The sequence below is a fragment of the Shewanella sp. SP2S2-6 genome (genome assembly GCF_031931965.1).
Classification (GTDB): domain Bacteria; phylum Pseudomonadota; class Gammaproteobacteria; order Enterobacterales; family Shewanellaceae; genus Shewanella; species Shewanella baltica.
Genome location: NZ_JAUOEQ010000003.1, coordinates 15,804 through 37,030, shown reverse-complemented (window position 1 = coordinate 37,030; position 21,227 = coordinate 15,804). Strand labels below are relative to the sequence as shown.

The 21,227-nt window shown below is 47.5% G+C and carries 17 protein-coding genes; 9 read left to right on the top strand and 8 right to left on the bottom strand.

Annotation, left to right across the window (positions count from 1 at the left end; genetic code table 11):
* Positions 1-94 precede the first annotated feature (94 nt).
* Both Q4Q57_RS03430 and Q4Q57_RS03425 read right to left on the bottom strand, forming a co-directional pair.
* Entirely contained in the window at positions 95-643 is a 549-nt protein-coding gene (locus Q4Q57_RS03430) for a DUF3332 domain-containing protein (protein ID WP_261272210.1), read from the bottom strand.
* A 233-nt stretch (positions 644-876) separates the two neighbouring features.
* Positions 877-1,422: a mechanosensitive ion channel family protein gene (locus Q4Q57_RS03425; RefSeq protein WP_006080363.1), complete on the bottom strand. Its 546-nt coding sequence runs from the start codon at positions 1,420-1,422 to the stop codon at positions 877-879.
* A 106-nt stretch (positions 1,423-1,528) separates the two neighbouring features.
* Here Q4Q57_RS03425 and Q4Q57_RS03420 point away from each other — a divergent pair, with 106 nt between their 5' ends.
* The 4 genes from Q4Q57_RS03420 to ahpF all read left to right on the top strand — a co-directional run bounded on the left by Q4Q57_RS03420 (position 1,529) and on the right by ahpF (position 6,575).
* Positions 1,529-2,272 carry a spermidine synthase gene (locus tag Q4Q57_RS03420; protein WP_071938772.1) on the top strand — a complete coding sequence of 248 codons (744 nt, stop codon included), beginning with the start codon at positions 1,529-1,531 and terminating at the stop codon, positions 2,270-2,272.
* Between the two features lie 89 nt (positions 2,273-2,361).
* The gene (locus Q4Q57_RS03415) at positions 2,362-3,894 is read left to right on the top strand and encodes a leucyl aminopeptidase (protein WP_311889768.1); all 1,533 of its coding nucleotides are present in this window, start codon (positions 2,362-2,364) and stop codon (positions 3,892-3,894) included.
* 361 nt (positions 3,895-4,255) lie between these two features.
* Positions 4,256-4,825, top strand: a complete 570-nt coding sequence (gene ahpC, locus Q4Q57_RS03410) for an alkyl hydroperoxide reductase subunit C (protein ID WP_006080359.1) — start codon at positions 4,256-4,258, stop codon at positions 4,823-4,825.
* A 163-nt stretch (positions 4,826-4,988) separates the two neighbouring features.
* The gene (gene ahpF / locus Q4Q57_RS03405) at positions 4,989-6,575 is read left to right on the top strand and encodes an alkyl hydroperoxide reductase subunit F (RefSeq protein WP_311889766.1); all 1,587 of its coding nucleotides are present in this window, start codon (positions 4,989-4,991) and stop codon (positions 6,573-6,575) included.
* A gap of 261 nt (positions 6,576-6,836) precedes the next feature.
* Here ahpF and Q4Q57_RS03400 read toward each other — a convergent pair whose 3' ends face one another.
* The 6 genes from Q4Q57_RS03400 to brnQ all read right to left on the bottom strand — a co-directional run bounded on the left by Q4Q57_RS03400 (position 6,837) and on the right by brnQ (position 12,753).
* Positions 6,837-7,079, bottom strand: coding sequence for a DUF4287 domain-containing protein (locus Q4Q57_RS03400; protein WP_311889764.1), 243 nt, complete (start codon positions 7,077-7,079; stop codon positions 6,837-6,839).
* A 52-nt stretch (positions 7,080-7,131) separates the two neighbouring features.
* Complete coding sequence (locus Q4Q57_RS03395) at positions 7,132-7,554, bottom strand: GNAT family N-acetyltransferase (RefSeq protein WP_006080355.1); 423 nt, start codon at positions 7,552-7,554, stop codon at positions 7,132-7,134.
* Positions 7,555-7,638: 84 nt separating this feature from the next.
* Positions 7,639-9,363, bottom strand: a complete 1,725-nt coding sequence (gene recJ, locus Q4Q57_RS03390; protein ID WP_311889762.1) for a single-stranded-DNA-specific exonuclease RecJ — start codon at positions 9,361-9,363, stop codon at positions 7,639-7,641.
* Between the two features lie 94 nt (positions 9,364-9,457).
* Complete coding sequence (gene dsbC, locus Q4Q57_RS03385; protein ID WP_006080352.1) at positions 9,458-10,183, bottom strand: bifunctional protein-disulfide isomerase/oxidoreductase DsbC; 726 nt, start codon at positions 10,181-10,183, stop codon at positions 9,458-9,460.
* A gap of 140 nt (positions 10,184-10,323) precedes the next feature.
* Complete coding sequence (gene xerD / locus Q4Q57_RS03380) at positions 10,324-11,226, bottom strand: site-specific tyrosine recombinase XerD (RefSeq protein WP_006080351.1); 903 nt, start codon at positions 11,224-11,226, stop codon at positions 10,324-10,326.
* A gap of 114 nt (positions 11,227-11,340) precedes the next feature.
* The gene (gene brnQ, locus Q4Q57_RS03375) at positions 11,341-12,753 is read right to left on the bottom strand and encodes a branched-chain amino acid transport system II carrier protein (protein ID WP_259585569.1); all 1,413 of its coding nucleotides are present in this window, start codon (positions 12,751-12,753) and stop codon (positions 11,341-11,343) included.
* A gap of 528 nt (positions 12,754-13,281) precedes the next feature.
* Between brnQ and Q4Q57_RS03370 the strand changes: the two genes are divergently transcribed.
* The 5 genes from Q4Q57_RS03370 (at position 13,282) to Q4Q57_RS03350 (ending at position 21,218) form a co-directional block, all read left to right on the top strand.
* The gene (locus Q4Q57_RS03370) at positions 13,282-13,998 is read left to right on the top strand and encodes a tRNA1(Val) (adenine(37)-N6)-methyltransferase (protein ID WP_259514330.1); all 717 of its coding nucleotides are present in this window, start codon (positions 13,282-13,284) and stop codon (positions 13,996-13,998) included.
* 236 nt (positions 13,999-14,234) lie between these two features.
* Positions 14,235-15,494 (top strand): ATP-dependent RNA helicase SrmB, encoded by a 1,260-nt coding sequence (gene srmB, locus Q4Q57_RS03365; protein WP_006080348.1) that lies wholly within the window; start codon positions 14,235-14,237, stop codon positions 15,492-15,494.
* A gap of 363 nt (positions 15,495-15,857) precedes the next feature.
* Positions 15,858-17,069, top strand: a complete 1,212-nt coding sequence (locus tag Q4Q57_RS03360) for an efflux RND transporter periplasmic adaptor subunit (RefSeq protein WP_107948970.1) — start codon at positions 15,858-15,860, stop codon at positions 17,067-17,069.
* On the top strand, positions 17,069-20,260 hold the full coding sequence (locus tag Q4Q57_RS03355; protein ID WP_311889758.1) for an efflux RND transporter permease subunit: 3,192 nt from the start codon (positions 17,069-17,071) through the stop codon (positions 20,258-20,260). The genes Q4Q57_RS03360 and Q4Q57_RS03355 overlap by 1 nt, the downstream gene beginning before the upstream one ends.
* A 250-nt stretch (positions 20,261-20,510) precedes the next feature.
* A complete protein-coding gene (locus tag Q4Q57_RS03350) occupies positions 20,511-21,218 on the top strand; it encodes a TatD family nuclease-associated radical SAM protein (RefSeq protein ID WP_071938513.1) in 708 nt (235 codons plus the stop codon).
* Positions 21,219-21,227: the final 9 nt, after the last annotated feature.

Sequence of the window (21,227 nt, the reverse complement as noted above, 5' to 3'; positions counted from 1 at the left end):
CATCGGCCTATGGAGAATAAAGCCCCTATTGAGGGGCTGGAATAAATTCGCTAATTTTGATACCCAATAACAAATTGGGCTTCAGCTAATCGCCTTATGCTGCAGGGTTTACCTCAGCATCCAGCAAACGACTTTCGCTATAGGCAACTAATTCTTGATTGCTAACACGGGTAATAAAAATATTATCAAGAAAAAAATCTACATCATCACCGGATTTACGGCCCGCTAATAACTGAGTGCTGCCGTCTTCATAGGCTAAGGTCATAGCGACGGTTTGTTCATCAGGATAGGTAATTTGTGCCTGTGTGAGTTTTACAGGGGCTGACTTTAGCTCATCACTTACATGGGGGTTAAGCTTGAAAATAGCATCGACGGGCATATCTACCACAGCAGGAGATTTATCGGTAATGGGATTTTTACCCGTCCAAAACTCGATAGTATTCACGATAAACAAATCGCCTGTAGCCGCAATGCCATAAATCGGGCTCAATAGAATAAACAGCCCAGCACGACCATAACGGTTATCCACTGCACTTAAATTTCCCTTAGTCACCATTTGGCTTAAACCCATTTGCCCCATACAGGCCGTTAATTGAGTCGTTAACACCGCCGCGATAGTCACAGCTAGAAGTTTAGATTTCATTGAATTCTCCCTTAAAAACAAAAGGGCGAAGTCTAAGCAGAGTGAATAACTAAACCGTGCGTTCAAGCACAGTATGAGGTAAAAAAACAGCGTGGCATGTAATAAAACCCCCTGTATTTGTTAGTAAACACTCAGTAAGCAAGCAAACATAATGAGAAGATAATAGGATTAAGAGCCCCGGCAATCACTCACAACAGTTTGATAATCAATGTAGCACTGGGCAGCTAGCCAAACTACTCAGGATCAAACTTCTTCTTGCCTTCGAGTAACGCCTGACGTTCGGCTAAGGGCGTTTGATCGGCCAGCTTTAACACTGCCTTTTGCAGCATTAAGTTATTGGGATAAGTAATGGTATCGCCGTTATCGCGGTGGATTAGCACATGGAATAACGCGATTTCGATAATCACACCGCTAATATCTTCATCCTTATCCACGACTCGAATGCGCTCGCCGATACGGTAAGGAAACACGAAAAAGATCAGCACGCCAGCGGTTAAATTACTCAATATCGACCACTGGGCGACTAATGCCACGCCCATCACAGCGAAGGCGGATGACACAAATAGCGACACATCTTGATATCCCAGCCCGAGCGAGACCGCCATCAATGACAGAGTAATAAAAAACATCACATAGGAAATAAAACGGGTGACTAAACTGGTCCGCGCCACACTCACTTGCTTCATTTGCGCCAGTTTTCTCACCCAATGGGTTAAGGCGCGCTGTAAAAAGAGAAACACTGCAAGATAAATACAGGCAAGCAGGATTTGATTTGTCATAATAGCGGCTCAATTAACTAAAACTGTCTGAATTCTAACTTTTTTGCGCGAGCAGTTATAGCCTGTGCAAGCGAGCCAAACAGCTAAACCGAGTAATAAACCCAATATGGCCGACTCTACCCTCTTACATGAAACCCAAGACGCACTAGGCCCTATCCGCGTAATCGATTACGACGACTCACGGATCCTGTCCTTTGGGGATAACGACGAGCAGAGTAAAATCCTCAAGGCGGCGCCCCATATTCCCCAGCACACTTATGTGCAAGCCATGTTGTTGGTTTTGCTGTTTTGTAAGCCAAAGAGCGCCATCGTATTAGGTTTAGGCGGCGGCTCGATTATTCACTCTCTGCGCAATTTCGACGCGGCAATAAAGTTAACGGCGGTGGAATTACGCCCCGCGGTGATTGAGTTAGCTAAGCGCTATTTTCAACTGCCGATAGGTAAAAAACTGAATCTTATCAATGATGATGCCATCGCCTTTTTGGCCGCAGGCGATCATAAAAAAGTCGATGTGATTTTTGCCGATATCTACACAGCCAAAGGCGTTGAAACAGGACAGCTTTCGCCAGTATTCCTTAAGCAATGCACTAACCTCATTAAACCCAACGGTTATTTAGTGCTGAACTGCTGGAAAGAACATAGCCAAAATCGCGAGTTATTAGCCGACTTACAACAGCACTTTTCCCATGTGAATGCTTGTCTCACTGGCGGCGGTAATTGGGTGATATTTGCGAGCCAATCGCCACAGCTTTTAGGCACGTCGGCCCTGAAAAGTCAGGCTCAATCTTTGTCGCAACAATTGGGTTTTGCCCTTGAGCGATCACTGACACGCTTTGGGCCTTGGATTTAATATTAATATCAGCAAAATAGCTTAAATTAGTTAACCCTAAGGCTGAGCTTTGATATTCTTCTCACACTCCTATGATATGAGCTGTCACCATGAAAAATAAGCACAAATTTATGTTAAGCGTTATGGCTCTGGCGTGCCTTAACTCTCTCAATGCTAACGCCGAGATTTTTAGTTTTGACACTCGTAGCTCACTGAATTCAGATACATTAGTGCTATTCCAAAGCGCTGATGCTACTACCTATGGGATCGACTATTTACCTCAGTCGACCCAAGACCAATTAAACCTAGCGACAGCAGATAACAGCTTTTCTGGTAAGCAAGGTGAAATCCTTGAGATTTTAGTACCGAGCGAAATCGATGCTAAGCGAGTTTTATTGGTCGGTATTGGCGATGCTAAAACTTTAACACCCGGCGACATTAATACAATCGGCGGTAATGTTGCAGCCAAACTCGATACGGTTCCCCAAGCCACAGTGCGTGTGCTTACCCAAGGTTTAACGGCCGCGCCGTTATTTGCCTCAGAGCTGGCCCACGGTATTGAACTGCGCAGCTATCGTTACACTCAGTTCAAGGCGAATACTCGCGCCGAGAAGAACTACCAAATCGCCGTTGATGATTTAAGTGGCAACCAGAAACACCATAAAAATCTGCAAGCGGTTGAAGCAGGTGTGTTTTTAGCACGCGATCTCACCAACGCGCCCGCGGGCATTATGTATCCCGACAGCTTTGCCAATGAGGCGAGAAAGCTCAAATCCCTCGGCGTTAAAGTCACTGTATTAGAAGCCAAAGATATTGAACGCCTACAACTGGGCGCCTTAGCAGCAGTCGGTAAAGGCAGCGAACGCCCACCTAAATTAGTGGTGGCCCATTGGCCGGGCAGCAAAGACGCGCCAATCGCACTGGTCGGTAAAGGTATCACCTTCGACTCAGGCGGTTACAACATTAAGGCGACGGGCACTTCAATCGCGCGAATGAAGTCAGATATGGCGGGCGCAGCCACTGTGCTTGGCACAGTTAAAGCCATGGCACTGCAAAAGGCGCCAATCAACCTAGTGGCGATTATGCCGATGGCGGAGAACATGGTCTCTGGCCACGCGATGATCCCAGGGGACGTGATTAGAACAGCCCAAGGGCTCACCGTTGAAGTGCTTAATACCGATGCCGAAGGTCGCTTAGTGCTGGCCGATGGGCTCTGGTACGCCAGAGAAAACTATAAACCTTCTATTATTGTCGATGTCGCGACCTTAACGGGCTCCAAAGTTAGCGCACTCGGCAGCGTGTATGCGGGATTATTTACCGACTCTGAGACCTTGGTTCAACAGTTAACCTATGCGGGACAACAGGTTGGCGAGAAAGTGTGGCGTCTACCCTTAGATCAAGCCTACGATGATGAGCTTAAATCCACTATCGCGGATCTGAAAAACACAGGTAAAGAAGGTAGCGCGGGCGCTTCCTCTGCGGCCATGTTCTTAAAACGCTTTGCGGGCGAACAGCCTTGGGCGCATCTCGATATCGCGGGCAACGCCTTAACCGCCACCGATACCGCCGTTGTGCCTGCGGGCGCCACAGGTTACGGCGTGCGCTTGCTCAGCACTTGGTTAACTCAGCCTAAAGCTAAGTAATCACGGCTCACTTGCCGAACACCTCGGCATTCGCAACGCGGCCTTGTTTTAATTGAATTTATATTTAAGGGATATCATTGATATCCCTTTTTTATGCCTGAGATTTAGCTCAACCTATCCACTGAAAAGTCATCGCATACAATCCAGATCCAACCCCAATCACACCAAGTCCGCAGCAGCTGTGGAAAAACCGATTGAGTCCGACCGAATCGCATTTGCATTCGATTAAATCGATTAGGATAATAGCTTTTATCCGTTATCTTAATTTTAAGCGAGTCGGTAATATGCTTCACATCGACAGGACGCAAGCAAATGTCCTCGTTATGAACTTAAGCAATCATCAACTAAATGGAAGCATAAAATGACTCAATCAATTATCAACAGCACAATCAAACCATTCAAAGCCACTGCGTATCACAATGGTGAGTTCGTTCCAGTAACGGAACAAGACCTGTTAGGTAAATGGTCAGTTGTATTCTTCTACCCTGCTGACTTCACCTTTGTTTGCCCAACTGAATTAGGCGACATGGCTGATTACTACGAGCAGCTGAAAGGCATGGGCGTTGAAGTTTACTCAGTATCAACCGACACTCACTTCACTCACAAAGCGTGGCATGACACGTCAGACACCATCAAGAAGATCAACTTCCCAATGCTGGCTGACCCAACAGGCACCATCAGCCGTAACTTCGGCGTGATGATTGAAGAAGACGGTTTAGCACTGCGTGGTACTTTCGTGATTAACCCAGAAGGCCAAATCAAGGTCAGCGAAGTTCACGATTTAGGCATCGGCCGTAGCGCTCAAGAGCTAGTTCGTAAAATTCAAGCTGCTCAATATGTTGCGACTCACGATGGTGAAGTTTGCCCAGCTAAATGGCAACCAGGTGACGACACATTAGCACCGTCTTTAGACCTAGTTGGCAAAATCTAATTTAGCCTGCAAAGCGTCAACCCCGCCAGTCTAGCGTCCCAAGCTGATTGGCGTTACAACCAACACAGTTGTAGCGCCACGCAGCAAAGGATTAAGCCCGCCCCTGCAAGGGCCTAGACTGGCCCCCTTACCTCTCCCTTTTACGCGATTTTGGAGTCATCACATGTTAGATGCGAATTTAAAAAATCAACTGCAAACCTATCTGCAAAACCTCAAGAGACCAGTTGAACTTGTCGTGTCTGCAGATGAGAGCAAAAAGTCTCAAGAATTAAAAAGCTTAGCGCAAGACATTGTCAGCCTATCTTCTCTGGTGAGCCTGAAAGAAACTCAGGGCGAACGCACCCCGTCGATGACAGTGATTAACCCAGAGCTTAATACGCAAATCAGCTTTGCTGGTCTGCCTATGGGTCACGAATTTACCTCACTTGTGTTGGCCTTACTGCACACGGGTGGACACCCAATCAAACTCAGCGATGACATTATCGAGCAGATCCGCAATCTGCCGGGCAAATATGCCTTTGAAACTTACGTCTCACTGACCTGCCAAAACTGCCCAGACGTAGTACAGGCACTGAACATGATGGCGGCGATTAACCCGAATATCACCAACGTGATGATCGACGGCGCCCTGTTCCAAGACGAAGTGGCGAGCCGTAACATTATGGCCGTGCCTTCTGTCTACTTAAATGGCGAAGTATTTGCAGCCGGTCGTATCAGCATTGGCGAGATCCTCAATAAATTGGACACCAATGCCGCAAGCCGCAAGGCCGATGAAATTAATGAAAAAGCGCCATTCGAAGTCTTAGTGGTGGGTGGCGGCCCAGCGGGCGCAGCCGCCGCCATTTATGCAGCACGTAAAGGCCTTCGCACAGGTATTGTTGCCGATAAGTTTGGCGGACAAGTGGCTGAAACTGTTGGTATCGAGAACTTTATTTCGGTCAAAGCGACCGAAGGTCCAAAGCTAGTTGCAAACCTTGAAGCCCATGTACGAGACTACGAAGTCGACATCATGGACAACCAAAAAGCCGTGTCGTTAGGCACAGATGGCTTGTTCGAGCTTGAACTGGCAAGCGGCGCTAAATTACGAAGCCGCACTGTATTGTTAGCCACAGGGGCACGCTGGCGTGAAATGAACGTCCCAGGCGAGAAAGAATACCGCGGCAAAGGTGTCGCTTACTGCCCACATTGCGATGGCCCGTTATTTAAAGGCAAACGTGTGGCGGTGATTGGCGGCGGTAACTCAGGTATCGAAGCAGCTATCGACCTTGCCAACATAGTAGAACATGTCACTGTGCTAGAGTTTGATAAAACCCTACGCGCCGACGATGTGCTGCAACGTAAAGCAGCGTCTATGGGTAACATCAAAATTATTACCCAAGCCATGACCACAGAAGTGACTGGCGATGGCACTCGGGTTAATGGCCTAAACTACACAGACAGAGCAACAGGCGAGAGTCACCATGTCGCACTAGCAGGTATCTTCGTACAGATTGGGCTAGTGCCGAATACCGAGTGGCTAAAAGGTGTGGTTGAACTGACGCCACGTGGGGAAATCGTTGTTGATACCCGTGGTCAAACATCCATCCCTGGAGTATTTGCGGCAGGCGATGTCACTGACACGCCGTTTAAGCAAATTATCATTGCCATGGGCAGCGGCGCGAGTGCATCACTGGGCGCATTTGATTACTTAATTCGTCACAGCGATGAAGAAATCGCCGAGACGAAAACCACAGATACGAAAGCGGCCTAATCGTTAAAAATTAACCGCATAAGCTAAGAAGCCAGTGCAAGCTGGCTTCTTGTTTTTAATAGGATTTATTCGAGTCTTGTGAGTTTATCGAACGCTTTAAACTATGGTACAAACAGGCAAATCCCATGGTTGAAAGCAACAAGATTAAGCAAAGCAGCCTCACCCAAGGCACTTGCCCATCAAGTAACCAATTAAGAAAGGCAGACGAAACAGAAAAACTGGCAAGATAGGCATATTGTAGTTGTGTCATGCTAGGTACCGCTATCGACTTTTTTCGTTAATAAAATACGCCACCAGCGCATTGGCATGCCCATGACCGAGTTGATGATCACTCTTAAGCCAAGCCACCATTTCCATATGTTTTTTACCTTCGAGACCTTGCAATAACGTTAGCCAGTGGGCAATCGGCTGACCATAGGTTTTCTCGATAGAAGGGAAATAAGATGCGGGACCTTTCACTTTTACGCTATCGGCTACTGTCGTTGGGTGAGTTTTTCCTGTCATAACAGATGTCCTTATCTTGATATTTATAGAATTTACGTCAATAAAATCTAGCCTAAAGGTAGGGATTCTCAAGCCGAATTTGCATTAAGGTTTCAGGCGTATCGACTGCGTTAAAACCAAACTGGGCGTAGAGTCCATGGGCATCGCGGGTGGCGAGCATTATCCGCCTTAATCCCTGTAAATCAGGATGTTCCATAATTGATGTCATCATCAACTTACTTAAGCCTAAGCCACGGTGCGACTCAAGAACAAACACATCGGCAAGATAGGCAAAGGTGGCTTTATCTGTGATTAAGCGGCCAAAAGCCACTTGTTTAGCTTCACTATCAAGCACAGCAAAACACAGGCTATTGGCTAACGCTTTACGCAACAATGCCTTTGGCATGCCCTGCGCCCAATAGCTATTACTGATAAAACCATGAATAACCTCAAAATCCATTTCCGCTTGATCACAACTCACACTATATGTCGGCATGACTCAATTCCCTTTTTATCCCCAATTAAGTGCAGTATTTAGCATTCAATACCTAGGCTATAACCACGTTATCTATTACTGCAACTACATAGCTTCAATCTGCTCAACCATGAGTTGCAGCGAGAAATTACCGCGATACTCATTCACATCAAGCTTATAAACGATACGAGCATGGTGAATGGTCGCATCGGGCCAAGTGTGTAAATCCACATTAAAGGCAATCGCATCGAGCATCACTGTACCGCATTGAGTTTCAAGCACGAGTTTAAGGTGGCGCTCACCGACTATCCGCTGCTGGATAACCTTAAAATAGCCATCGAACAACGGCTCCTCGAAGGCTTGCCCCCAAGGCCCAGCATTGCGCAGTAACTGGGCCATCTCAAGATTCAGTTCCGTGGGAGTGAGTTCACCATCTGACCACAGCTCGCCGGTTAATAATTCAGGTTTAAGCAGTTCACGCACCGCATCATCATAGGCTTTGGCAAAGGTCGCAAAACTGCCGGCTTTGAGTGATAAGCCCGCCGCCATCGCATGGCCACCAAACTTGATAATCAATCCTGGGTGGCGCGTGTTGACCAGCTCCAGCAAGTCGCGCATATGCAAGCCTTTGATTGAACGCGCCGAGCCTTTGATTTGACCATTGCCGGCATCGGCAAAGGCGATCACGGGTCTGTGGTATTTGTCTTTAATGCGCGAGGCCAGAATACCAATGACGCCCTGATGCCAATCTTCTTGAAATAGCGCGATACCCCAAGGTAACTCTTCTTCGTTGAGCTTTAAGTGCTCAAGGCTTTTTAAGGCTTCCTGCTGCATGCCGACTTCCAGCTCACGGCGCTCTTGGTTTAACCCATCGAGCTCGGCCGCCATACGTCGCGCGTACATCATGTCTTCACAGAGTAAGGTTTCGACCCCAAGCGCCATTTCATCGAGCCGGCCTGCGGCATTAAGCCTTGGGCCCACGGCAAAACCAAAGTCGGATGCAACAATACGCGCAGGATTTCGCTTCGCCACTTCAAGCAGTGCGGTAATCCCCACACGGCAGCGGCCCGCTCGCACTCGCTGCAAACCCGCTTCGACTAAAATGCGATTATTGGCATCTAGCGATACCACATCGGCGACTGTGCCGAGGGCAACGATATCGAGCAGCGTCCCTAAATTAGGCTCAGCAATACCGCGCGTTTGATACCAGTTTCGCGTCCGCAGTTCTGCCCTTAATGCTGTCATCAAATAAAAGGCGACACCGACACCGGCAATCGATTTACTCGCAAAGGGGCAATCGGGTTGATTCGGATTCACTATCGCATCAGCTGCGGGCAACTCGTGTCCGGGTAAATGATGGTCAGTAATCACCACTTGCATACCAAAGGCTTTGGCCGCAGCAACGCCATCAATCGATGAAATACCGTTATCGACAGTGATCAGCATTTCAGCCTGTTTAGACGCCGCAACCGCAACAATTTCAGGGCTTAAACCGTAGCCGTAATCGAAGCGATTGGGGATCAAATAATCCACTTTCACCGCGCCCATCATCCGTAGCGCCAGCATACATACGCTGGTTGAGGTCGCGCCATCGGCATCAAAATCACCAACGATCAGAATCGACTTATTCGCCTGCATGGCATCGGCAATAAGCGCCGCAGCTTCGGGCAGGCCTTTCATGGTTTCAGGCCTTAATAGACCCTTAAGGACAAGTTCGCATTCGTGGGTGAGCGCACCGCGGCGAGCGTAAAGCTGCTTCAATAGCGGCGAAAGATGAGCAGGTAAATGGCTATCATCAACGGTTGGGCGACGGACTATCTTATGGATCAAGGGACTCAAACTCTCATGAAATCGTGGCGATAAGATAACAAAAAGGTGAGCCTTAAGCTCACCTTTCGTGGGATAAATTTGATTATTTTGACTGTTACTGACGCGCTTCTAAGGTGCGTAATAAGTCCGCAGGGGGTTGATAACCTGGGATCATATTGCCATCTTCTAACACGATTGCCGGCGTACCATTCACACCAAAGGTGGTGCCTAAAGCATACTGCTCGGCAATTTTAGCATCGCATGTTGCTGCGGCAACTTTGCTGCCCGCTTTAGCGTCTGTCATGGCTTTTAATGGATCTTTAGCACACCAGATGGCTTGCATTTCGTCGGCGTTGGCTGACGGCACGCCCGCACGCGGAAAGGCTAAGTAACGCACGGTAATGCCAAGCTTGTTGTAATCGGCCATTTGGCTATGCAATTTACGGCAATAACCACAACTGACGTCGGTAAATACAGTGACCACGTGTTTTTCATTTTTAGCTTTGTAAACCAACATATGGTCTTCAAGCGGCTTCATCATTTCTAAACGTGGGCCAGCTAATGCCGCTTCCGTTAAGTTTTTCATGCCTTTATCTAGGTCATACAAACTGCCGTGGAACAGTTTTGAACCATCACGACTAATATAGAGCACGCCGCGGTTGGTCATGGCTTGATACAACCCCTCAATCGGCGAATCCTGCATAGAAATGACTTCAACATCCAACATCTCAGTCAGTTTTTGCTTAATAGCAGCGGTATCTGGCGAGGTCGCTGTTGCGGCGTGAGCAAGAGGAGCTACAACAAGGGCAAAAATTAAAGATAATGCTCGGGTTAACTTCATGGGACATCCTATAAATTGGGTCTCGACGAGGAGATTTTGGGGTCGTTCAAACGCGATATACTTAATAGACCCCGTATGGGGGCAAAAAGTTACAGACAAGCCGCGCGGAAAGCAAATTTATGCTGTAACTAAATCCTTTTTCAGCCTCTTGGATGATGCTGTTGATGCAATTCCTGCAACCTTGCCCGCGCCACATGGGTATAAATCTGCGTGGTCGACAGGTCGCTATGGCCTAACAGCAATTGCACCACCCGCAGATCGGCACCGTGATTGAGCAAATGGGTAGCAAAAGCATGGCGCAATGTGTGCGGTGATAATGCGGTTTCAATCCCAGCACGCAGGGCATACAACTTAATCCGATGCCAAAAGGTTTGCCGCGTCATCATCTGCCCGCGTTTTGACGGAAACACCACATCGGACTGTTTATTGCCAAGCAACTCTTGGCGCGCAAACTTCATGTAGCTCTCGACTTCGGTAATCGCTAATTCACCCAGTGGCACGAGACGCTCTTTGCCGCCCTTACCCACAATGCGCACTAAGCCTTGGCGCAGGCTCATCTGCTCCATCGTTAGGCCAACGAGCTCGCTCACCCTCAAGCCTGTCGCATACAACAGCTCTAGCATGGCTTTGTCACGACATTCGACCGCATCTTCCACATTGGGCTCAGACAACAAGCGATCGACCTGTGATTCACTCAATGAATCGGGTAAATGGCGGGTTAATTTAGGCGACTCGACTAGGGCCATAGGATCGGCTGAAATCTGCTTGGTCTGCACTAAATAGGTATAGAAACGCCGTAAACTACTGAGCAGCCGAGCGCTACTGGTGCGCGCAAAATCCTGCTCAACTCTAAAGGCTAAATACGCCCTGACATCCGCCTGAGAAACCGCGAGCAGCGTTACCCCTTGCTGAGCTTGATAACGATCAAAATGGCGCAAATCGGTGCGATAGGCCGATAAGGTGTTGTCACTCAGTCCCTTGCTCGACCAAAGATCATCAAGAAAAACATCAATGAGCGGATCGGGCTGATATGTCTTAGGCACAAAAACTCCATAAAAAAACGGCGTCATCAAATGATACGCCGTTGATATTAACTTAACTACATTTAAGCCTACATCAGCTTAACTGAGTCCCGCGTAAAAACGCGAGTACAAGGCTTAAGCAGCAGCCGTTTGATCACGACCACGACCAAACACTAAACACAGTACTATGGTTGCAATCGTTGGCAGTAACCAAGCCATGCCTTCTTCATAGAGTGGCAGCTTAGATAACACGGGAGACATCACATCCACGACATGGATAAAGCCCTGCGCTAAGCCATTCACCGCTTGACCATCAGCGCCAGTCAAACTGCTCGCCGCCACTTTAAGGCCATCGAAGATGCCGAAAAACAGTGCCACGCTCAATACTGCACGGTGTGCAAACTGCGGATTAGCAAAATAAGCGGTCAAGAAAGTGATGACCACTAAGGCGATTGCCACAGGATAAATCGTCATTAACACAGGAATACTGATGGCGATAAGCTGCGTAAGACCCACGTTAGCAATCACAGCACAAATCACGCTTAAGAAGATCACCAGGAAACGGTAAGACAGTTTAGGCATCAGCTCATTAAAGAACTCAGAACATGCACTTACAAGGCCAACCGCTGTGGTTAAACAAGCTAAGGTCACGACCGATGACAGTAAGACTGAGCCTAAATCACCAAATTCACGGGTCACATAGTTCGTTAAAATCTCGCCGCCATTTTTAGCACCGATGGCGATATCGCCTGCGGTCGCACCTAAAAAGAACAGCGACACATACACAAAGGCTAAACCAGCGGCAGCGATAAAGGCGGCGCGGATCAGATATTTAGTTTGAGCACTCGGTTGATCAATCCCCTTTTTGCGCAGGATATCGATAATCAGCATACCAAACATTAAGGACGCTAACGTATCCATAGTGTTGTAGCCTTCCAAAATACCTTTGGTCAGCGGATGGTTTTGATAATCGCCTACGGCTTGGCCCACTTCGGATGCGGGTAAAAACATCACAGATGCCGCTAATCCAACCAACAAGATCAATAAAATAGGCGTTAATACTTTACCTACGCTATCGAGCAGCTTGCCAGGGAAAAGCGCCAATAACATAGTGACGGTGAAGAAACACATGGTGAATAACAGTTGCGACAGATTCAGTTCTAAACTGCCCAGTAAAAATGTGGCCGTGGTGTCATCGATAAAGGGCTTAGCGCCAATCTCGTAAGCCACTAAACCGGTACGCGGCGCAGCAAACGCAGGGCCGATAATGATATAAATCGCGATAGCCAATGTCGTTGCTGCAAATACTGGCAGCATAGCCATAACCTTACCTTGAGCCTTAGCGACAGCAATCAGTCCAACTAAAGGTAAACCTACGGCGGTAATCAAAAAACCCAACATGGCGAGGGGCATATTACCGCCCGCTAACATTCCCGCGAACGGTGGAAAAATTAGGTTACCTGCCCCTAAAAAGAATGCGAAGGTCATAAAACCTAAGCCCAATGTATCTGCGATACTCATCTGATTGTCTTGCACTGGAAGCCCCATCTTGTCTTATTGTTTTTTTACAAACTTAAGTGATTATGTGTCGATTAGCCATAGCTAAAACAAAGCCCATCCGGAGTGCAAATCTTTGTTTACACAATTCCGTGGTAAATATGTTCGATATCTGTCGAGTTTATAATCTATGACAAACTTTTGCGCAGCTGTACTGACTACTAATTCACCACTAAACTCGTTTACCTATCCGTTAATCATAAAAGTGATTAAAAATGGGGGCGAAACTAATACCAGACTTAAAGCACCAATACAAGACAACAAGACCGTTAGGATAAAAAAAGCGAAATAATGCTAATTAACTGCTAAGAAAAGGTTTCTAAGGCAATAAAATAAAGCGTTAATTAAGTAAAATCTGTATTGCGCCGTAAAAAATAAAATCTTATGCCGACACAAATTCATACATCTAGCGCAACATCTTCTGTTTAAAAGCATTGGCTAAAAACAAGGGCTAGAATTAGAATACTGCCCGCCCAATATTGGGCCTAACCACCTTAGAACGGCAAAAATTAACTCTCCATGGCATTCACTTTTAAACAATTTCATATCGATGATATGAATTGCGGCATGGCCGTAGGCACAGACAGTGTCGTCCTAGGCGCGTGGGCTCAACTGACCACAGCGAAAACAGTTTTAGATATTGGTGCTGGCAGTGGCTTACTCAGTTTAATGGCAGCGCAGCGCAGCCAAGCACACATTACCAGTGTCGAGTTAGACACAAGTGCAGCCGAGGCTTGCCAGCATAACTTCCACAATAGTCCGTGGGCGAATCGACTCACTTTAGTCAACAGCAGCATCCAAGACTTTTGCCAACAGATTGAGTATCAAGAGTATTTTGATCACATCATTTGTAATCCGCCCTATTTTGAGCAAGGCACACAAGCGATACAATCCCAGCGCGCTATGGCCCGTCACACAGATAGCTTAAGTTTTACCGCGCTACTCGATGCCATTCATGTGTGCCTAGCACCGCAAGGAAACGCAAGCCTCATATTACCAATGCAAAGCATGGCGCGTTTCAATGAGATTTTGGCGCACTCACAGCTCAGTCTGATTGAAATAACGAACCTTATTAGCATCGTAGGGAAAAGCGCTAATAGAGTACTCTGCGTACTCGCACACAAGACTCACCCTCAAATTGCCCCTAAGATCAGTGATATCACTATTCGAGAACTTTCAGGCCAATACACCCAAACCATGGTGCAATTGATCCGAGATTTTTACCTTAAATACTGATATCGAGCCCAGCCCTGACACGTTAAGTAAAGGCCGCTAAGTTTGGCAAAGGTAACGAAGGGGCCAATTCCCCTAAAATTAAATGCTAATACATTGACCTTAAAGTAATTAACTTATGCCTATTACCATAAAACTTTACCGGCTAAGAAGATAAACACCGGAGATCTAGATAAGTTATTTAAGTTAACCGCCATAACCTTTATAATGCTTCGCTATTATCCGTCGAGACGCTGCGCATGCAATTTGAAGATTTCCAGCTTGACCCTAGCTTATTAGAGTCGCTTAATGCCATGGGGCATCATTCACCCACCACTATTCAGCAAGAAACTATCCCTTATGCCCTAGAGCAAAGAGATATTCTCGCGCGCGCCCCGACAGGAACAGGTAAAACAGCGAGCTTTTTACTGCCATCGCTGCAACATTTAATCGACTTCCCCCGCCGTTTTGCAGGGCAAGCACGTATCCTGATCCTCACGCCAACCCGTGAGTTAGCCAGCCAAATCCACCGTTATGCGTGTCACTTAGCCACAGGCCAAGGTTTAGACATAGCGATCGTGACCGGTGGTGTGCCTTACGGACCACAAGAAGAAGCCTTAGCGGGCAACGTCGATATTCTGGTCGCGACCCCTGGCCGCCTAATGGAATATTTAGACAAAGGCAATTTCAACGCCCAAGAAGTCGATATCTTAATTATCGACGAAGCCGACCGCATGCTAGACATGGGCTTCTCTTCTGTGGTGCAAGCGATTGCTATCGAAGCCCAAGGCCGCAAACAGAACATGTTGTTCTCTGCCACCTTAGAAGGCGGCGGTGTACAACGTTTTGCCCGTGAAGTATTGAACGATCCGATTGAAATCGATGTTGAAGCACCTCGCAGCGAAAAAGCCAAGATCCACCAATGGATCCACTTAGCCGATGATAAAGAGCATAAATTTGCCCTGTTATGTCATCTGCTGCGCCAAGAAGATGTTAAACGGACTATCGTGTTCGTAAAAACCCGCGACATCGTTTCTAGCTTAGAAGGCCAGTTACTTAAAGTCGGTATTGCCTGCGCTTTCATGCGTGGCGATATGGAACAGAAAAAACGTTTCCAAGCTTTGAGCCGCTTTACCAAAGGTGAAGTGAACGTCTTGCTGGCAACCGATGTGGCTGCACGCGGTATCGATATCGACGATATCACCCATGTGATCAACTTCGACATGCCACGCTCTGCCGATACCTATATTCACCGTATCGGTCGTACTGGCCGCGCTGGCGCAAAAGGTACTGCGATTTCGTTGGCCGAAGCACACGACATGCGTATCGTCGGTAAAATCGAGCGTTATATCGAGCAACCGTTGAAACGCCGCGTGATCGAAGAGCTGCGTCCAAAGAACAAAGAAGCGCGTACACCGGGTAAGAAAAAAGCCAAAGTGAAAGCGAAAGAAGCAGCGAAAAAAACCAGCAAGAAAGAAGCGGCAAAGAAAGCGAGTAAAATCGCCCGCAAGAAGAAGTAACCTCAGCTTGAAATAATCCAACTAAAGCCGCTATATGCGGCTTTTTTATTACCTAAATTTAACTCAATGCAATAAATCAACTGGCGAGTAAAAGCTAATCACAAAATATAGAGCATGAAATACGGCCCATTTAGATCTACAAGCTCACAAACGTATTCATTCTTATTTCAATATATTCCAATCACCTAAGTGAACCTTTCATCATTTACCTGCTCTAATTTTCGCCAAAACATCGGTACCTAGTGAGCACATGTGTCAAACCATCACTTTTAGACACATTTAATTTACAAAAATAAATTTATTGGCGCGGCCGACTCTGCTACTTTAACCCCATTACGCGATTAGCATGGATGTAACAATAATATGATGAAGACTCTACTGAGGAGAACATCTCCTTTATTAATTTTGCTGCTATTTGGCTTAGGCGCAAAAATATTAATGCAAACCAAGGAAGCGCCAGAACAAAAACCTGAAGAGATGCCCATTCCTATCGTTGATGTGACGCAAGTGACTCAGCAAACGGTATCGCTAAACTTACCTTCCTACGGTGTGGTTAATCCAAAATATAAAACCCAACTGGTGACCGAAGTTCAAGGCAGAATGCTGACCATTTCCCCTAATTTTGTGGCGGGCGGCATAGTTAAGAAAGGCGAACAACTCGCGCAGATCGAGCCCTCAGATTACGAGGCGGATTTAATGCAAGCCGAAGCGACACTGGCCCAAGCCACCGCAGCGCTGAACGAGGAAATTGCCCGCGGTGAAGTCGCTAAAATCGAATTCAAAGGCTACGACAAAGGTTTACCCCCAGAGTTAGGTCTGCGTATTCCACAGCTTAAAAAAGAGCAAGCCAACGTTAAATATGCGCAAGCAGCACTGGCGCGTGCCCAACGTAACCTTGAGCGCACGGTTATCCGCGCGCCGTTCGATGGCATAATCAAAGCGCGCAATGTCGATTTAGGTCAGTATGTTAGCTTAGGTACAAATCTAGGAGAACTCTACGACACTAGCGTTGCTGAAATCCGCTTACCGATTTCGAATGACGATCTAGCCTATCTAGAGTCGGTTGATAATCCCGATACTCAAGTGACGCTGAGCGCCTCTTTGGCGGGTAAAGAAAATACTTGGGATGGCAATATTATCCGTAGCGAAGGCGTGATCGATGCTGAAAATCGCATGGTGTATTTAGTCGCTGAAATCAAAGACCCTTACCTGCGCGCCAATAAAGTTGCCGGCAGCTTACCGCTTAAATATGGCAGCTTCGTCAATGCAGTCATCAAAGGTCGCACCGTCGATGGCATAGTTAAACTGCCCCGCCATGTGGTTCGTAACGATCACGTCGCCTTAGTGAACGACAAAAATATTGTTGAAATGCGCCATGTGAATATCGTTCGTAGCGATCTCGACAATGTGTATATCAAGGACAGTCTAAAAACGGGCGAGCGCGTCGCCACCACTCACTTCAACAGCATGGCAAACGGTCAACTGGTCAAGGTCTTAGGTGAAGCGGCATTGCCGACTGAGACGCCAAAAGAAGACACGCCTGAGTCGAGTCTTGCGGCCACTGGAGTGAAATAATGGACACTCAAAAAGGGATCTTAGCCTGGTTCGCCCGCAACAGTGTGGCCGCGAACCTGTTAATGTGGGCATTGCTGGTCGGCGGTTTGTTCAGCACTGTCTTGATCAATAAAGAAGTGTTTCCTTCTTTCGAACTCAATTTGCTGAATATTTCCGTCGCCTATCCGGGCGCGGCGCCACAGGAAATCGAAGAAGGCATCAACATCAAGATTGAAGAAGCCATCCAAGATATCAACGGTATCAAGAAGGTCACGTCAGTGGCTAGCGAAGGGGTAGGCTCGATTACGGTTGAAGTTGAAGACGGTTACGAAGTGCAAACCGTGCTCGATGAAGCCAAACTGAGATTAGATGCGATTTCGACCTTCCCAGTGAACATCGAAAAACCCAATATCTATCAGATTAAACCTGAAAATAACGTCATTTGGGTGTCCGTCTATGGTGATATGACACTGCACGATATGAAGGAGTTGGCTAAGTCGGTGCGTGACGATTTAACCCAACTGCCAGCCGTGACCCGTGCCAAAGTCACCGGTGTGCGCGATTATGAAATCGCCATCGAAGTATCAGAAGATAAACTACGCGAATACGGCCTAACATTTACACAGGTCGCGTTAGCGGTGCAAAACTCTTCCTTTGACTTACCCGGCGGTTCGATTCGCGCCCAAGATGGCGACATCCTGCTGCGCACCAAAGGCCAAGCCTACACAGGTGATGACTTTGCCAATATCGTCGTCACCACTCGCCCCGACGGTAGCCGCGTGATGTTGCCGCAAGTGGCAACCATCAAAGATGACTTTGAAGAACGGTTAGAATATACCCGCTTTAACGGTAAACCGGCCGCGATTATCGAAGTCACCAGTGTTGATGATCAAAATGCCTTAGACATTGCCGCTCAAGTGAAACAATACGTCGAGGATCGCCGCGCGACGCTTCCTGCCAACGCGCAACTCGATACTTGGGGTGATATGACTCACTACCTCAAGGGCCGCTTAAACATGATGATGTCGAACATGTTTTACGGTGCCTTGCTGGTGTTTATCATCCTAGCTATGTTCCTCGATCTTAAGTTGGCGTTTTGGGTCATGATGGGTCTGCCGGTGTGCTTCCTCGGCACTATGCTGATCATGCCGCTCGAACCTTTCTCGATGACGATCAACATGTTGACCTTGTTCGCCTTTATTTTAGTGCTCGGGATAGTGGTGGACGATGCGATTGTCATCGGCGAGAGCGCCTACACAGAGGTCGAACGCCACGGTCACTCGGTTGAAAACGTGATCCGCGGCGCGCAAAAGGTGGCAATGCCCGCGACCTTCGGAGTATTAACCACAATTGCGGCCTTTATTCCAATGTTGATGGTTTCTGGCCCTATGGGAATTATCTGGAAATCCATCGGCATGGTGGTCATCCTCTGTTTGGCCTTCTCGCTGGTCGAATCTAAGTTCATCCTGCCAGCGCATTTAGCGCACATGAAGTTTAAAAAGCCCGGTGCGCCAAGGGGATTCTTTGGTCGCCTCAAAGCCAACTTTAACGACAGAGTGCAGCACTTTATTCACCACAGTTATCGCAACTTCCTCGAGCGCTGTATCAAGCAAAGATACAACGTGGTCGCGGCCTTTATCGGTGTGTTGATCCTCTCCATTGCCTTAGTCGCCAGTGGCAAAGTGCGTTGGGTATTCTTCCCAGATATTCCATCGGACTTTATTCAAGTTCAGCTGGAAATGGACGAAGGCAGCTCGGAAGAGAACACTTTGAAAGTGGTGCAGAGCATAGAAGAAGCCCTGTACAAGATGAACGACAAAATGGAGAAAGATAACGGCTATCAAGTGGTGAAACACAGCTTTATCAATATGAGCTCCCGCACCTCTGCCTTTATTTTTGCCGAACTGACGAAAGGCGAAGACCGCGTAGTCGATGGTGTGACGATTGCTGCCGCATGGCGTGAACAATTGCCCGAGCTTCTATCGGTCAAAAAACTCAGCTTTAACGCGAGCACCAATGATGCCGGTGGCGATATTTCCTTCAGGTTGACCTCAAGCGATCTCGATGAACTATCCGCTGCCTCTAAAGAGTTGAAGCAAAAACTCGCCAGCTACGAAGGCGTGTACGATATTGCCGACAACTTCTCCTCGGGTAGCCATGAAATTCGCCTGAAGATACGTCCAGAGGCTGAAGCCCTTGGCCTGACCCTTTCCGATTTAGCCCGCCAAGTGCGTTACGGTTTCTATGGTTATGAAGCCCAACGTATTTTACGTAATAAAGAAGAAATCAAGGTAATGGTGCGCTATCCATTAGAGCAGCGCCGCACTGTGGGTTATCTGGAAAACATGCTGATCCGCACGCCAACGGGCACCTCTGTTCCCTTCTCGACCGTGGCACAAATTGAGAAAGGCGAATCCTATGCATCAATTACCCGTGTTGACGGTAAGCGGGCGATCACCATCACGGCAAATGCCAACAAAAACATAGTCGAACCTTCAAAAGTGGTACAGGAAATCCAAAAAGATTACCTGCCACAATTACAGGCCAAGTATCCTAAAATCCAAACCGCGTTAGATGGCGGCAGTTTGGATGAACAGAATGCTATGGTCGGTTTGATGCAAGGTTTCTTCTTTGCGCTGTTTACCATTTATGCACTGATGGCAATCCCGCTAAAATCCTACAGTCAGCCGTTGATCATCATGTCGGTGATCCCCTTCGGGATTATCGGCGCCCTGTTCGGTCACTTGATTCAGGGACTCGCGATGAGCGTATTAAGTCTCTGCGGCATAGTGGCACTCGCGGGTGTGGTGGTGAACGACTCTTTGATTTTGGTGGACTTTGTTAACCGTGCGCGGGAGCAAGGTCAATCGGTTAGACAGGCGGCAGTGGATTCGGGCTGTTATCGCTTTAGGGCGATCATCTTAACGTCACTCACTACCTTTGTCGGCTTAGTGCCTATTATTCTCGAGCGCAGTTTGCAGGCGCAAATTGTGATCCCTATGGCGACGTCCCTCGCCTTCGGTATCCTGTTCTCGACTGTAGTGACGCTGATCTTAGTGCCGCTGCTGTACATCATACTCGACGATGTTAGCCGCTCTAGCAGCCGCTTCTTCAACTGGTGGTGGCAGCCTAAAAAAACCAATGATGAAGACGTTAAGCATCCGGATTTTGAGCAAGCTGTCACGACTGACTATAAGAAAGACTATTTATAGGCTGTTAACGACAGACAGTTAGCGATAGGCAGTTAGCGATAGACAGTTAATCAATATCTTGGACCTTAAAAAGAGAGCTTAGGCTCTCTTTTTTATTGCCTGTGTTCATTCAATTCCACATCAGCATCAAAGTCACTTTGCCGTGAGTTAGTTTGAGCTTTCAAGTTGCGATCTAGCTGACAGTTATGCCATCGGGCTTTCGCTACACTGTGCTCAAGTCGTCAGTTATCGTTAGAATGAAGCCATCATTATGTCTGAGCATCTGCATAAGCAACACCTTGATAACCCGCACGTTGTCACTACTGAAACCCTAGCGAACGGTCACATTACAGATGAAGTTTGCACAAATGAAACCTGTGCGACCGAAACGCTAGTCTATGATATTCGCCGCAGTCGTTACCTCAATATCACTGGTCGCTGCACCCTGCGCTGCGCTTTCTGCCCAAAACATAATGGCAGTAAACAAATCCACGAATACCAACTTGCACTGTGCCATCAACCTAAGCCAGAGGAAATTATCCCTCTGCTTGGCGATGTAAAAGACTTCGAAGAATACGTGTTTTGCGGTTATGGCGAGCCCACTTTAAATCTTCCAACGCTACTCACTGTGGCAAAAGAGATCAAACGCAGGGGCGGACGAGTACGGATTAATACCGATGGTTTAGGCAATCTGGTCCATAGACGCAATATTCTGCCAGAACTTGCCGACTGCGTTGATAGCTTATCGATTTCACTCAATGCGGATAATGAAGCTGCCTATATTGAACATTGCCGCCCAAAACTCGCCGGTTCCTACGCCGCCGTGCATGCCTTTATCGCCTTGGCACCACACTATATTGAAACGGTACAAGTCTCCGCCATCGAAGGATTAGCGGGCGTCGATATTGATATTTGCCGTGAACAAGTGGAGTCCTACGGCTGTGAATTTAAGCATAGAGTGCTAGGCGCATTAGGCTAAACACCATTC

Excerpts from the sequence above, each read along its gene's own strand:
- Q4Q57_RS03400 (WP_311889764.1), bottom strand. The coding sequence starts at position 7,079 with ATGACAGGAAAAACTCACCCAACGACAGTAGCCGATAGCGTAAAAGTG.
- Q4Q57_RS03425 (WP_006080363.1), bottom strand. The coding sequence starts at position 1,422 with ATGACAAATCAAATCCTGCTTGCCTGTATTTATCTTGCAGTGTTTCTC.
- Q4Q57_RS03370 (WP_259514330.1), top strand. The coding sequence starts at position 13,282 with ATGGCATTCACTTTTAAACAATTTCATATCGATGATATGAATTGCGGC.
- ahpF (WP_311889766.1), top strand. The coding sequence starts at position 4,989 with ATGTTAGATGCGAATTTAAAAAATCAACTGCAAACCTATCTGCAAAAC.
- Q4Q57_RS03415 (WP_311889768.1), top strand. The coding sequence starts at position 2,362 with ATGAAAAATAAGCACAAATTTATGTTAAGCGTTATGGCTCTGGCGTGC.
- ahpC (WP_006080359.1), top strand. The coding sequence starts at position 4,256 with ATGACTCAATCAATTATCAACAGCACAATCAAACCATTCAAAGCCACT.
- brnQ (WP_259585569.1), bottom strand. The coding sequence starts at position 12,753 with ATGGGGCTTCCAGTGCAAGACAATCAGATGAGTATCGCAGATACATTG.
- srmB (WP_006080348.1), top strand. The coding sequence starts at position 14,235 with ATGCAATTTGAAGATTTCCAGCTTGACCCTAGCTTATTAGAGTCGCTT.
- Q4Q57_RS03420 (WP_071938772.1), top strand. The coding sequence starts at position 1,529 with ATGGCCGACTCTACCCTCTTACATGAAACCCAAGACGCACTAGGCCCT.
- dsbC (WP_006080352.1), bottom strand. The coding sequence starts at position 10,183 with ATGAAGTTAACCCGAGCATTATCTTTAATTTTTGCCCTTGTTGTAGCT.
- Q4Q57_RS03355 (WP_311889758.1), top strand. The coding sequence starts at position 17,069 with ATGGACACTCAAAAAGGGATCTTAGCCTGGTTCGCCCGCAACAGTGTG.
- Q4Q57_RS03360 (WP_107948970.1), top strand. The coding sequence starts at position 15,858 with ATGATGAAGACTCTACTGAGGAGAACATCTCCTTTATTAATTTTGCTG.
- Q4Q57_RS03395 (WP_006080355.1), bottom strand. The coding sequence starts at position 7,554 with ATGCCGACATATAGTGTGAGTTGTGATCAAGCGGAAATGGATTTTGAG.
- Q4Q57_RS03430 (WP_261272210.1), bottom strand. The coding sequence starts at position 643 with ATGAAATCTAAACTTCTAGCTGTGACTATCGCGGCGGTGTTAACGACT.
- Q4Q57_RS03350 (WP_071938513.1), top strand. The coding sequence starts at position 20,511 with ATGTCTGAGCATCTGCATAAGCAACACCTTGATAACCCGCACGTTGTC.